This is a genomic window from Buttiauxella sp. AC142 (assembly GCF_979253435.1).
This window is the reverse complement of record NZ_CEEDCH010000001.1, coordinates 1,514,805-1,528,281: the sequence shown is the minus strand read 5'-3', so window position 1 is coordinate 1,528,281 and position 13,477 is coordinate 1,514,805. Positions and strand designations below refer to the sequence as shown.

The 13,477-nt window shown below is 50.3% G+C and carries 13 protein-coding genes; 9 read left to right on the top strand and 4 right to left on the bottom strand.

Features of this window, described 5'->3' with window-relative positions; all coding sequences use genetic code 11:
- Positions 1-72 precede the first annotated feature (72 nt).
- The 6 genes from grxB to solA all read left to right on the top strand — a co-directional run bounded on the left by grxB (position 73) and on the right by solA (position 4,828).
- The gene (grxB, locus tag AC0IWZ_RS06935; protein WP_471677766.1) at positions 73-720 is read left to right on the top strand and encodes a glutaredoxin 2; all 648 of its coding nucleotides are present in this window, start codon (positions 73-75) and stop codon (positions 718-720) included.
- A gap of 170 nt (positions 721-890) precedes the next feature.
- On the top strand, positions 891-1,451 hold the full coding sequence (locus AC0IWZ_RS06930; protein WP_471677767.1) for a lipoprotein: 561 nt from the start codon (positions 891-893) through the stop codon (positions 1,449-1,451).
- Between the two features lie 134 nt (positions 1,452-1,585).
- Entirely contained in the window at positions 1,586-2,629 is a 1,044-nt protein-coding gene (pyrC, locus tag AC0IWZ_RS06925; protein ID WP_471677768.1) for a dihydroorotase, read from the top strand.
- A 76-nt stretch (positions 2,630-2,705) separates the two neighbouring features.
- Positions 2,706-2,951, top strand: a complete 246-nt coding sequence (gene dinI, locus AC0IWZ_RS06920; RefSeq protein WP_034494488.1) for a DNA damage-inducible protein I — start codon at positions 2,706-2,708, stop codon at positions 2,949-2,951.
- A gap of 355 nt (positions 2,952-3,306) precedes the next feature.
- Positions 3,307-3,561 (top strand): biofilm formation regulator BssS, encoded by a 255-nt coding sequence (bssS, locus tag AC0IWZ_RS06915; protein ID WP_034494486.1) that lies wholly within the window; start codon positions 3,307-3,309, stop codon positions 3,559-3,561.
- A 139-nt stretch (positions 3,562-3,700) separates the two neighbouring features.
- Complete coding sequence (gene solA, locus AC0IWZ_RS06910) at positions 3,701-4,828, top strand: N-methyl-L-tryptophan oxidase (protein ID WP_471677769.1); 1,128 nt, start codon at positions 3,701-3,703, stop codon at positions 4,826-4,828.
- Between the two features lie 38 nt (positions 4,829-4,866).
- On the opposite strand, the gene trhO is transcribed toward solA, so the two are convergent.
- The gene (gene trhO / locus AC0IWZ_RS06905; RefSeq protein WP_034494484.1) at positions 4,867-5,916 is read right to left on the bottom strand and encodes an oxygen-dependent tRNA uridine(34) hydroxylase TrhO; all 1,050 of its coding nucleotides are present in this window, start codon (positions 5,914-5,916) and stop codon (positions 4,867-4,869) included.
- 232 nt (positions 5,917-6,148) lie between these two features.
- On the opposite strand from trhO, the gene AC0IWZ_RS06900 reads away from it, so the two are divergent.
- The 3 genes from AC0IWZ_RS06900 to AC0IWZ_RS06890 all read left to right on the top strand — a co-directional run bounded on the left by AC0IWZ_RS06900 (position 6,149) and on the right by AC0IWZ_RS06890 (position 9,067).
- Positions 6,149-7,069, top strand: a complete 921-nt coding sequence (locus AC0IWZ_RS06900; RefSeq protein ID WP_471677770.1) for a Kdo(2)-lipid IV(A) acyltransferase — start codon at positions 6,149-6,151, stop codon at positions 7,067-7,069.
- A 157-nt stretch (positions 7,070-7,226) separates the two neighbouring features.
- Positions 7,227-8,465 carry a multidrug efflux MFS transporter MdtG gene (gene mdtG / locus AC0IWZ_RS06895; protein WP_471677771.1) on the top strand — a complete coding sequence of 413 codons (1,239 nt, stop codon included), beginning with the start codon at positions 7,227-7,229 and terminating at the stop codon, positions 8,463-8,465.
- Positions 8,466-8,692: 227 nt separating this feature from the next.
- A complete protein-coding gene (locus AC0IWZ_RS06890; protein WP_034494480.1) occupies positions 8,693-9,067 on the top strand; it encodes a MysB family protein in 375 nt (124 codons plus the stop codon).
- 3 nt (positions 9,068-9,070) lie between these two features.
- Here AC0IWZ_RS06890 and AC0IWZ_RS06885 read toward each other — a convergent pair whose 3' ends face one another.
- The 3 genes from AC0IWZ_RS06885 to mdoG form a co-directional block, all read right to left on the bottom strand.
- Positions 9,071-9,289 carry a YceK/YidQ family lipoprotein gene (locus AC0IWZ_RS06885; RefSeq protein ID WP_034494479.1) on the bottom strand — a complete coding sequence of 73 codons (219 nt, stop codon included), beginning with the start codon at positions 9,287-9,289 and terminating at the stop codon, positions 9,071-9,073.
- Between the two features lie 110 nt (positions 9,290-9,399).
- On the bottom strand, positions 9,400-11,931 hold the full coding sequence (mdoH, locus tag AC0IWZ_RS06880; protein WP_410372751.1) for a glucans biosynthesis glucosyltransferase MdoH: 2,532 nt from the start codon (positions 11,929-11,931) through the stop codon (positions 9,400-9,402).
- The gene (gene mdoG / locus AC0IWZ_RS06875) at positions 11,924-13,459 is read right to left on the bottom strand and encodes a glucans biosynthesis protein MdoG (protein WP_115631858.1); all 1,536 of its coding nucleotides are present in this window, start codon (positions 13,457-13,459) and stop codon (positions 11,924-11,926) included. Before mdoG ends, mdoH begins: the two co-directional genes overlap by 8 nt.
- Between the last annotated feature and the right edge of the window lie 18 nt (positions 13,460-13,477).

The window sequence follows — 13,477 nt, the reverse complement described above, 5'->3', positions numbered from 1 at the left end:
GCAGCCCCTGGTATTCTCCTCCATACTCAAAAATTGACGGATTTTTCCTGACGATTGATATGGAGGAGTAACGTGAAGCTTTATATTTACGATCACTGCCCTTTCTGCCTTAAAGCACGCATGATTTTTGGCTTAAAGAACATCCCCATCGAGTTAAAAGTCTTGTTAAACGACGATGAAGCTACCCCGACAAAAATGATTGGCAAGAAAATGGCGCCAATCCTGCAAAAAGACGATAGTCGTTATCTACCCGAAAGCATGGATATCGTGTATTACGTCGATAAACTCGATGGCGAACCGTTAATTACTGGCAGCACTAACGCCGCGATTTCCGAGTGGCTGCGCCATGTGCAGAGCTATGTTCAGCAACTGACGATACCCCGCATTGCGAAAGCGCCATTCGATGAATTTGCCACACCCGAAGCGCGTGCTTATTTCACCAAAAAGAAAGAGGCGATGATCGGTTCCTTTGCCGATCTTCTGACGCACTCACCCGGTCTTATCAAGAAAATCAGCGATGATTTGCGCAAGCTCGATAAGCTGATTGTTCAGCCCAATGCGGTTAACGGCGAGCTGTCAGAAGATGATATTCATCTGTTCCCGCTGCTGCGTAATCTGACGCTGGTTGCCGGAATTGAGTGGCCAAGCCGGGTTGCTGCCTATCGCGATAATATGGCCAAACAGACGCAAATTAATCTGCTGTCATCTCATGCGATCTAAAGATTGTTCATGGTTCTACGGCGGGTAATTCCACCCGCCTTCAACTTCTGGTTCATAAACACATTGTGCTGAATAAAAAATTAAGGCTTTTCCTGTAGCACTGCCTGCGCTGGTAGAACATCATGCTTTATGTCAGGATCTGTGACCAAAGCAGCATGTTAAGGAACTCCATGAAAAAGATAGTGTTAGCCGCAGCATTGATGCTGAGCGGATTAGTGGTGGGTTGTAACCAGCTAACGCAATACACCATCAGCGAGCAGGAAATCAACCAGGCGCTGCATAAACGTAATAATTTTTCTAAAGACATTGGCCTGCCAGGTGTTGCCGATGCTCATATTGTTTTGACCAATTTAGCCAGTGCGATTGGCCGTGAAGAGCCAAACAAAATCACGCTGACGGGCGATGCTAATCTGGATATGACGTCGCTATTCGGTAACCAAAAAGCCAATATCAAACTGAAATTAAAGGCTTTACCGACCTTCAATAAAGAGCAAGGCGCTATTTATTTGCAGGAAATGGAAGTGGTAGACGCCACCGTCGAGCCAGAAAAAATGAAGACGATTGTTCAGACTCTGATTCCCTATCTGAATCAGTCGTTACGGAATTACTTTAACCAGCAGCCCGCTTATATTTTGAGTGAAGACAACAGCACAGGCGAAAAACTGGCTAAGAAATACGCTAAAGGGATTGAAGTTAAACCTGGCGAGATTGTGATTCCTTTCACTGAGTAATCGGCTTTCCTGCGGGGAGAACACCTTCTCCCCGTGAAAATCTCAACGAAATGGGTGCAAAGCGAAACGTTTGCGCTTATCCTTTGTGCCCGGCATAAATCATCGTTATTTCCTTCCTACGCCGGAGCACTTTCATGACCGTACTACCTCAGGTATTAAAAATTCGCCGCCCAGACGACTGGCATGTTCACCTTCGTGATGGTGAGATGTTAAAAACGGTGGTGCCTTATACCAGCGAAATTTATGGTCGCGCGATTGTCATGCCAAATCTGGTGCCGCCTGTGACAACGGTTGAAGCCGCCATTGCTTATCGTCAACGCATTCTGGATGCGGTGCCTCAAGGGCATAATTTTGAGCCGTTGATGACCTGCTACCTGACTGACTCCCTTGACCCGAACGAAGTTGAGCGCGGATTCAACGAAGGCGTGTTTACTGCTGCAAAACTCTATCCTGCCAACGCAACAACCAACTCAAGCCACGGCGTGACCAGCACCGCCGCGATTTTACCGGTGCTTGAGCGTATGCAAAAAATCGGCATGCCTTTGCTTATTCACGGCGAAGTGACTCATGCAGACATCGACATTTTCGACCGTGAAGCACGCTTTATCGAAACCGTGATGGAACCGCTGCGTAAGCAACTACCTGAACTGAAAGTGGTGTTTGAACACATCACCACCAAAGACGCGGCACAGTATGTGAAGGAAGGAAACTCCTTGTTGGGCGCGACCATCACACCACAACACCTGATGTTTAACCGCAACCATATGCTGGTTGGCGGCGTTCGCCCTCACCTGTACTGCCTGCCAATTTTGAAGCGCAGCGTTCATCAGGAAGCGTTACGTGAGCTGGTTGCCAGCGGATGCGACCGCGTGTTCCTTGGCACGGATTCAGCCCCGCACGCACGTCACCGTAAAGAAGCGAGTTGTGGTTGTGCAGGCTGCTTTAACGCTCCTTCGGCACTGGGCGCTTATGCGACCGTCTTTGAAGAAATGAATGCAATGCAGCATTTCGAAGCGTTTACTTCACTGAATGGCCCACGTTTCTACGGTTTACCGGTTAACGAAGAAACCATTGAACTGGTGCGTACTCCGGTACAAATCCCAGAAATCATTGAGACTTCTGACGATAGCATCGTACCTTTCCTTGCCGGCGAACAAGTCAACTGGTCAGTAAAATAATAAAATTTAATGCCCCCTGTTGCATACCTGAGAATATGACTGTATAAATATCCAGTATATTATACAGGGGGCTATTATGCGTATTGAAGTCACTATTGCCAAAACTACATCTCTGCCGCCAGGCGCTGTTGATGCGCTTGCCAATGAACTCTCACGCCGTATTACCCAGTATTATCCTGAAGACGAAAGCCATGTTCAGGTGCGTTATGCCGCTGCTAACAACCTTTCAGTGTTAGGGGCCAGCAAAGAAACTCGCGATCGTATTAGCGAAATATTGCAAGAAACCTGGGAAAGCGCCGACGACTGGTTTGCTGCGGATTAAAAACCATCCTGGAAGTGGCAAATTCAATGTTGTACCGCTGCTTTCATACCATCACCAAAATAATTTTCCCTCGTTATTTTTTATGCCGGGTGTCGCCATCCGGTTTTTTTATTGTTTAAATTTCACTCTTTAAATATTTCCCTTCCCGCTCACAACTCAGATTTGACTGATATCAACAAACATCCGCCTGCTTAAAAATTGTCCAAATACACGCTTTTATGTAAAAAATGTGTTGCAAGGTATTTATTTCTCCGTCGAATTAGCTTAATCATTGATATACTTAATTGGCTTCACATTAAACAAGCATTAAACCTCGCGAACCGTTGTCTTAAACACACGTATAAAAGGGGTTATGATGGAAAAAAATAGTGATGTTATCCAGACCCATCCCTTAGTCGGATGGGACATCAGCACCGTAGATAGCTATGACGCGCTGATGCTTCGCCTGCACTACCTGACCTCGAATACGCAAAAGAACGACGAAACTGAAATCGGTCAAACTTTATGGCTGACCACGGATGTTGCCCGGCAATTTATTTCTATTTTAGAAGCCGGCATTGCTAAGATTGAATCTAGTGATTACCAGGTAAACGATTATCGTAAGCATTGATTGCCGATGCTACCCAAATAACGCAAGGCACCGTTGAGGTGCCTTTTTTATTATTCAGGCCTCGCTTAATTGTCAGCCCGCGAGGAATTAATTACTCTGCTATATAATTTAATTTTTGCCAGAGGGAAGAAAAAGCACCATGCATTATGACCTTATCATTGTCGGTAGTGGTTCTGTCGGCGCAGCCGCCGGGTGCTATGTCACTCACTCCGGTTTAAACGTGTTAATGATTGATAGCCACCATCCTCCCCACCAGCAAGGTAGCCATCATGGCGATACACGTCTGATGCGCCACGCTTATGGTGAAGGGGAAAAATATGTCCCGCTGGTGTTACGTGCACAAAAGCTTTGGGATGCGTTGCAGGAGATCAGCGGTGAGAAAGTGTTCCATCGCACGGGCGTGATTAATCTCGGGCCAAAAGATTCAGCGTTTATCTCCACGGTACAAAGCAGCGCGCAAAACTGGTCATTGCCGCTTGAGACGCTCACAGCCCAGGAAGTGATGACGCGCTGGCCGCAAATCACGGTCCCGGAACAGTATCTAGGCCTGTTTGAGCCAGATTCTGGCGTATTGCGTAGCGAGCTGGCGGTGAAGACCTATATCCGTCTGGCAAATCAGGGCGGTTGCGCACAACTATTTAACTGCCCGGTGACGGACATTCGCCATACCGCTGAAGGTGTCGCGGTTCAGACGCCAGAAGGTGAATTTACCGCTGATAAACTGTTGGTCAGTGCCGGAACCTGGGTCACAAAATTGCTGCCAGATTTGCCGGTGACGCCGGTGCGTAAAATCTTTAGCTGGCACCAGGCTGATGGACGCTATAGCGAGAGCAATAACTTCCCCGCATTTACCGCCCAATTGCCTGATGGCAGCCAGTATTACGGGTTCCCGGCAGGTGAGGATAACGAACTCAAACTGGGCAAACATGATGGCGGGCAGATTATTAGCGAGCCACAGCAACGCAAACCATTTGGCGCCGTTGCCACTGACGGTAGTGAAGTGTTCAGCTTCTTACGCCAGATAATGCCAGGCGTCGGGGTTTGTATGCATGGCGCGGCCTGCACATATGATATGTCGCCGGATGAAGATTTTATTATTGATACCCTTCCGGATCATGACAACACGATGATCATCACGGGCTTAAGCGGGCATGGTTTTAAATTCGCTTCGGTACTGGGGGAAATCGCCTGTCAGTTTGCGCTGGGCAACGAGTCGAACTTCGACCTTAAGCCGTTTTCCCTTTCACGCTTTAATTCATTGAAATAAGAAACATGGGTGGATACGTTTGTATCCACCCACACAGATCACTCAGGATCCGGGATCCCTAATGTGGTGTTCAAAACCCCACGGGATTTATTGAAAATCTTATTGCCATTCTCACGGCCTGCACGTCGGCGACGTTGTTCCTCTGGCGTAAGCGCCAACTCTTCGCGGCAAATGTCACTACAGCAGCCAGCAAACTTCTCAGCGCAAGCTGGGCACTGAATAAACAGCAGATGGCAGCCGTCGTTTTTGCAGTTGGTGTGGCTATCGCAAGCTGTCCCACACTGATGGCAGTGGGCAATCACATCATCAGAAATGCGCTCGCCCATACGCTCGTCGAAGACAAAGTTTTTGCCGACAAAACGCACCGGGATACCTTGCTCACGCGCTCGGCGCGCATATTCGATAATCCCACCTTCGATGTGATAAACATTTTTGAAGCCATTATGCAGCATCCAGGCGCTGGCTTTTTCACAACGAATCCCACCGGTGCAATACATGACGATTTTTTTGTCTTTGTCGTCCTGCAACATATCGACCGCTTTCGGTAACTGTTCACGAAATGTGTCCGCAGGAATTTCCATAGCATCCTGGAAATGGCCCACTTCATATTCGTAATGGTTACGCATGTCGATAAACACAGCATCCGGGTCGTCGAGCATCGCGTTAACATCCGCGGCCTTCAGATAAGCGCCGACATTGCTGGCATCAAATGACGCGTCCTCAATGCCATCGGCAACGATACGGTCACGCACTTTCATGCGCAGTACCCAAAATGATTTTCCATCGTCTTCAAGGGCGATATTCAGACGCACGCCATTGAGCGCAGGATGGAATCCGTAAAGTGTTTCGCGGAAGGCATCGACCCGACTTTGCGGAACGCTAATTTGCGCATTGATCCCTTCATGCGCGAGATACACGCGGCCAAAAACATTCAGCGCGGTAAACGCCAGATAAAGCGCGTCGCGCGTAGCTTGCGGCTCTTCGATAGTGAAATATTTATAGAATGAGATTGTGGTGCGTGGCTCGGTTTCAGCCAACATGCGCACGCGCAATTCATCATTCGATATGCGGTTGTGTAACACTGGCATGGTGTTCGCTCGGCAATCGTTGACAGGAAAAAAGTGGGCTGCATCATAAAGCAATTAACGTTAATTTACATCCCTGTATTTTACGCTACATTTTCCTCATTTATCCGCAACCGAAACAACAAACGGTGCAATATCAAACACTCTGCTACTGTTAATTTTGGCTGCCTCATATTTAATGTCACAATAGACTTACTCAAGAAGATCCGGCATTTGCCGTCACTATAGGTTTTACATGACGAACTTACCGCAATTCTCGCGCGCTTTACTTCATCCCCGGTACTGGGGAATCTGGTTTGGGATTGGCTTACTTTATTTAATTACCCTGCTCCCCTACCCAGTGATTTACCGACTTGGGCGTGGCCTCGGCAAACTCGCCAGGCGTTTTATGAAACGCCGCGTCAGAATTACCCGTCGCAATCTTGAGCTCGCCTTCCCCCATAAAACGGCGGAAGAGCGCGAGGTCTATCTGGATAAAAACTTTGAGTCTGTGGGTCTTGGCCTGATGGAAACCGGCATTGCCTGGTTCTGGCCAACCTGGCGTATTCAGCGCTGGTGCGACGTCAGCGGCGTAGATCAAATCCATGCGGTGCAAGAGGCCAAACGCGGCGTGCTGCTCATCGGTATTCATTTCCTGACGCTTGAACTTGGTGCGCGAATGTTTGGTATGAATACGCCTGGCATCGGTGTATACCGCCCCAATGACAACCCCCTTCTTGACTGGCTACAAACCTGGGGCCGGATGCGCTCAAACAAAAGCATGATTGACCGCAAAGATCTTAAAGGGATGATTCGTGCGCTCAAACAGGGCGAAATCATCTGGTACGCGCCAGATCACGACTACGGCCCGCGCGGCAGTGTTTTCGTCCCGTTCTTTGGCGTCGATGAGGCGGCAACCACCATGGGGACATACACTCTTGCACGTATGTCAGGTGCCGCGATTGTCCCGATGGTTCCGCGCCGTAAACCGGACGGCAAAGGGTATGAGCTTATTATTCTCCCCGCAGAGTTTTCCCCACCGCTGGAAACCCCGGAAGGTACGGCAATCTGGATGAACCAAATCATCGAGCAATGCATCATGATGGCCCCAGAGCAATATATGTGGCTACACCGCCGCTTCAAAACACGCCCTGAGGGTGTGCCTGCGCGCTACTAATCTCTCTCTATTCGATTAAGTCATAGGGCGACGCCAGGTCGCCCTAATTCGTTCTAAAATACGGTTTCAGAAACGTTGCCTCCCTGCCGCTTACAGGCGCATAATTAGCAAGGTAATAATTCCTCAGCACATCTTCTTTGCACCGAACTGGAGTTTTATGACTCTCCCCGAGAGCACTAGCACTAGCACTATCAACTGGAAACGAAATCTTACCGTCGCATGGCTTGGGTGTTTTCTGACCGGCGTCGCATTCAGCCTGGTTATGCCTTTTCTTCCCCTGTATGTCGAACACCTCGGTGTGACAGGCCACAGCGCCCTGAATATGTGGTCGGGCATCGTTTTCAGCATTACCTTTCTGTTCTCTGCGATAGCGTCACCGTTTTGGGGAGGGCTTGCCGACCGCAAAGGGCGCAAAATAATGCTGCTGCGTTCCGCATTGGGTATGTCTATCGTGATGGTGTTAATGGGCTTTGCGAGCAATATCTGGCAATTTTTAGCTCTGCGCGCCTTGCTCGGTTTGTTAGGTGGATTTGTCCCTAATGCGAACGCGCTGATTGCTACCCAGGTTCCCCGTCATAAAAGCGGTTGGGCACTCGGCACACTTTCAACGGGTGGCGTAAGCGGTGCATTACTCGGGCCAATGATCGGCGGTTTTCTGGCGGATACCTACGGTCTTCGACCGGTATTTTTCATTACGGCAGCCGTGCTATTTACCTGCTTCGTTTTCACACTTTTTTGTATTCGTGAGCAATTTACTCCGGTTCATAAGAAAGACATGCTGCACGCACGCCAGGTGCTCACCTCGCTGAAAAACCCAAAACTGGTGCTGAGTCTGTTTGTTACCACGATGATTATTCAGGTGGCGACCGGTTCGATTGCGCCAATTCTGACGCTATATGTGCGTGAGCTGGCGGGGAATGTCAGCAACCTGGCCTTTATCAGCGGCATGATTGCCTCGGTGCCGGGTGTTGCAGCATTGATTAGCGCACCGCGACTGGGGAAACTGGGTGACAGAATTGGCCCGGAGAGAATTTTAATTTGTGCGCTGGTGATTTCAGTGCTGCTGCTGATCCCAATGTCGATGGTACAAACGCCTTTGCAATTGGGCATATTGCGTTTCCTGCTCGGTGCGGCTGATGGCGCACTGCTTCCAGCCGTTCAAACCCTGCTTATTTACAACTCCAGCAACCAAATTGCCGGACGTATCTTTAGCTACAACCAGTCCTTCCGCGATATTGGCAACGTCACCGGGCCGTTAATCGGGGCAGCTGTTTCAGCCAGCTACGGCTTCCGGACGGTGTTTTTAGTCACCGCCTGCGTCGTCCTCTTCAATGCGCTTTACTCATGGATTAGCCTGCGCCGCCCAACCGATCGCGCTCGTGTTTTGGAAGATTAACGCCCTAATCCTCTAAGTAATTCGAGTTGTATCGCGGCGGCAAGTGAAAGAATCTCCAGGAGCTTACTAAAGTAAGTGACTGGGGTGAGTGAACGCAGCCAACAAAGAGACAACTCGAAGTTCGACGAGGATTAAATCTCATACTTGCAACTTTGCTAAGAGCGTCAACAATTAACTTGAAAATGCGCTGTAGCGCGCTCCCTGACCTGTAACAAAAGGAGATGAGTATGAGTCTGTATGCGACGCTAGAAGAGGCGATTGATGCCGCACGCGAGCTTTTCCTTGTAGACAACCCTGAACTTGATGAAGAGAGTGCCAGCGTTTCGCAGCTGAACATTCAGAAATACATTCTTCAGGACGGCGATATTATGTGGCAGGCCGAGTTCTTCGCTGATGACAGCGAGGACGGGGAATGTTTGCCGATGGTCAGCGGTGAGGCTGCGCAAAGTGTCTTCGACGGTGACTACGATGAAATCGAGTTACGTCAGGAATGGATTGAAGAAAATACGCTACATGAATGGGATGAAGGTGAATTTCAACTTGAGCCGCCTCTGGATACCGAGGAAGGGCAGACGGCGGCTGATGAATGGGATGAAAGATAACACCTATTCGTAAGGCCCGTGGCTGGCATCAATGGGCAATAATAGCGTGTCGAATACCAGAGAAAACGGTAAATCGAGCACGGTAATATAGCGCCATGCGCTGTCACGCACATCCCACTGCACACCGGGGTAATACTGATTACCATGTCCCTGCCCCGGAACTGCACGGCTGATAATACTGCCACACCCGCTCAGCACGCACGCCATCGCTATCACAACCATCACTCTTAACAAATTGTCTCTCCTGTTTTTCCGGCTGAGTATAACCGCCGGTTGCCTGAGCGCAAAAAAATGCCGACCCGAAGGTCGGCATTGATAACGCGTATTTCGCATTATTTCGTCGGCAGAGCCTCAGGGTTCAGGCTCACCGTTTTGTAGCTATCCACCCAGGAGGAATATCGCTCCGGGTTCGACCACACACGATAATGCAGACGAGACATCGTTACCGGGTCGCTTAACAGCACCAGACGACGATCGCGATTGAGTTTATCAGGCGTTTCGTTCAGCGCCTGCTCAACGTGACGGTCACGGGCGATTTCCAGCACCTGGCTTGCACGGTGACGCGCAGTAGCCATGGCGGTTGCCAGGGCGTTAAACGACGGGTTAAACACCGCGTGCATAAAGCCATCATCCAGCGTACGGCTGCGGTTGAGCTTCAGGTAGTTGTCGGTATCCACCAGCACCTGCGGAGGAGAATACTCTTCCGGGATCAGGAACAGTTTCCAGCGTTTGGTACGCAAACCCATGGTTGCACGACTCGAAATCACCGACACAAACGGCGACAGAATCAGCGAGAACACGATTGGCGCGAGCCAGAACAGGAAGCGTAAATCCAGCCATGCCATCCCCACTGCCCATACCAGCCCCAACAGAAGCTGAGAACCGTGGCGCATAAACGCTTCGCCCCATGGTGTGGAGTCATCATCACGCTGCGGTGAATTCCATACCACTTCCCAACCGAGGAACGCGCTGACCACAAATACGGTGTGGAACAGCATGCGCACCGGAGCCAGCAGCACTGAGAACAGCACTTCAAGCAACAGAGAAGCCGTTACGCGGAAGAATCCACCGAACTCTTTCGAGCCTTTGCACCAAATCAAAATGATGCTCAGAAGCTTCGGCAGGAACAGCAACACCATGGTGGAGGCAAACAACGCGATCGCCAACTCCGGACGCCACTGCGGCCACACCGGGAACAGCTGGCGCGGTTGCAGGAAGTATTGCGGTTCCGTCAACGCATGCACCACCTGCAAGGCAGTCGATAACGCGAGGAACATAAACCACAACGGCGCGGACAGATATGACATGACGCCTGTCAGGAATACCGCACGGTGAACCGGATGCATACCTTTTACCAGGAACAGACGGAAGTTCATCAAGTTACCGTGGCACCAACGACGGTCACGCTTGAGTTCATCCAACAAGTTCGGTGGCAGTTCTTCATAAGAACCCGGCAAGTCATAGGCAATCCACACGCCCCAACCCGCACGGCGCATCAAAGCGGCTTCTACGAAGTCATGCGACAGAATTGAACCGGCGAATGAACCTTCACCTGGCAGTGGCGCTAACGCACAGTGCTCGATGAACGGTTTTACGCGGATGATCGCATTGTGACCCCAGTAGTGGGATTCTCCCAACTGCCAGAAGTGCAGACCCGCCGTAAACAGCGGCCCGTAAACGCGTGTTGCAAACTGCTGGCAACGCGCATACAGGGTGTCCATTCCAGACGCTTTTGGTGAAGACTGAATGATGCCCGCATTTGGGTTAGCATTCATCAGGCGCACCAGGTTGGTCAGGCAATCACCGCTCATTACGGAGTCAGCATCCAACACCACCATGTAGCTATATTGGTTGCCCCAACGACGACAGAAGTCATCAATGTTGCCACTTTTACGCTTCACGCGGCGGCGACGGCGGCGATAGAAAATCTGCCCTTCGCCCTGCACTTCGTTAATCAGCTCCATCCAGGCTTTTTGCTCGGCAACGCAGATATCCGGGTTGTAGCTATCGCTCAGGATGTAAACGTCAAAGTGCTGCTGTTGGCCCGTTGCTTTGACCGATTCCCACGTCGCACGCAGACCCGCAAAAACACGGTCTACGTCTTCGTTACAGATTGGCATGATAAGCGCGGTACGGTTCGCCGGATCAATAGGCTCATCGCCGACGGTTGACGCAGAGATACTGTATTTATCTTTGCCCATCAGCAGTTGCAGGAAGCCCATCAGCGCGGTCCAGAAACCGGCTGATACCCAACAGAACAAAATCGCAAACAGGATCAAGATGCCGGTTTGCAAGACATACGGCAGCAGTTGCATGAAGGACACCCACAAATCCTGGCCGATCATATCGGAAGGATTAATCAGCGCCCAACCCTGGTACGGAAGAATGGTCTTCATGTACCAGGTTGCGACCACAGTCTGAGAAATGGTCAGCAGCAACAGGATGTATCGACGGATGGTCCCGACGGTACGCCATTTCTGCTCGGCTTCAGCCTCTTCTTTCGACATGTAGCGAGGGTTAACTTCACGCCCACGTAAACGGTCCCAGAAACGACCAATCGGGTTGGTGCGCCACGGATCGGGGAACATAGAAGAACGCGTTGCTTTTGGCATCGCCTGCAACTGAGTACGCCCTTCTTCATCCTCGATCAGCTGTTCACCACCGAGCGATCCAGGCCAGCTCATTTCGAGCCGGGCCTTTACCGAAGCTAAAGGGGAATCATCAGCTCTGTCATAGTGGTGCCCTTGCGCGTCGAGCGCCTCGTGCACCGCTTGCAGACTCGATGCAGGAAGCGCCGCCTTCTGCTCAGCAGAAAGCGCAAGTGCATCAATGTAATCAGACGCAGTATCAGTAATCTTATTCATTGGCAGGTAGCTGGTAGCTCCAGGTTTCGCTCAACGTTTGGTCACCATTGACCAGCGCTGCACGCATTTCAGTCGGCTTCTTGTCGTCTTTGACTTTCACACGTACGGTCAAACGCCAGCCTTTAGTGACCGGGTTATAACGTACCTGGCTGTCAACGATTTCACCGTTGTCACCAATGCTGGTTTGCGCAGTAACCGGTGTGTCTTGCGGCAGTTTTTTCATGTCCGCACCGATATAATCCACAACAAACGCAATCGTGCCGTCAGGCTGACGAATCAGATTTGACTGTTTCACATCACCTGTTGAGCGACGAGTCTGCGCAACGTATGCGTTATCAGGCGCATGCATTTTGTCTTCATCACGACTAAAGGTAATGGTGTACTTAAAGTTCATCTCTTTGCCTGGTTCCGGCAGTTGATCCGGTGTCCAGTAAGCAACGATGTTGTCGTTGGTTTCGTCATTGGTAGGGATTTCCACCAGTTCGACGCGACCTTTACCCCAATCACCTTGTGGCGCAACCCAGGCACTTGGGCGCTGATCGTAACGATCGTCTAAATCTTCAAAGCGAGAGAACTGACGGCCACGTTGCAGCAAACCGAATCCAACTGGGTTTTCTGTCGCAAACGAGCTAACAGCCAGGTGTTTCGGGTTGTTCAGCGGACGCCAAATCCACTCACCGTTCCCGGCATGAATAGACAGACCGTTAGAGTCATGCAATTCAGGACGGAAATTTGTAGCAGGTGAAGGCTGGTTTGGCCCAAACAGGAACATACTGGTCAGTGGTGCCACGCCCAGTTTGCCGACTTTATCGCGCAGATAAACTTTCGACTGCACGTTAACGACGGTGTCACGCCCAGGGGTAATCACAAAGCGATACGCACCCGTTGCACGTGGGGAGTCGAGCAACGCATAAAGGGTCAGCGTTTTATCGCCAGCTTTTGGGCGTTCAATCCAGTATTCACGGAAACGTGGGAACTCTTCGCCAGAAGGCAAAGCCGTATCGATAGCCAAACCACGAGCAGACAGGCCATAAACCTGACCTGAGCCAATCACACGGAAATAACTCGCCCCGAGCATGCTGACAATTTCGTCGTTCTTATCTTTGCTGTTGATCGGATAGAGCACTTTGAACCCGGCAAAGCCGAGATCTTTCACGGTGTCTTTATCGTGTTTTACATTACCGAAATTAAAGTAATCCGGGTTGTACTTGATCTTATGAACCGCTGTTGCTGTCACTTCATTGATAGCAACCGGGGTGTCGAAGTACATACCCTGATGATAAAATTCAAGCTTAAATGGGGTCTTTAACTTGCTCCAGTAGGCTTTGTCATGATTGAACTGGATCTGCTGATAGTCCGCATATTTCATGTCGCGGAAGAGCGATGGCAGATTGCTTTTCGGTGCTTCGTAGCTTTTGCCCGCTAATGTTTTCGCTTGTTTTGCGACATCATCGATGGTGAAGGCCCAAACCGAGGTGGTATAAAGTGACAGCATTACAGCGGCACCAAGCCCACACATTTTCATCATTTTTAGTTTATGTTTCAT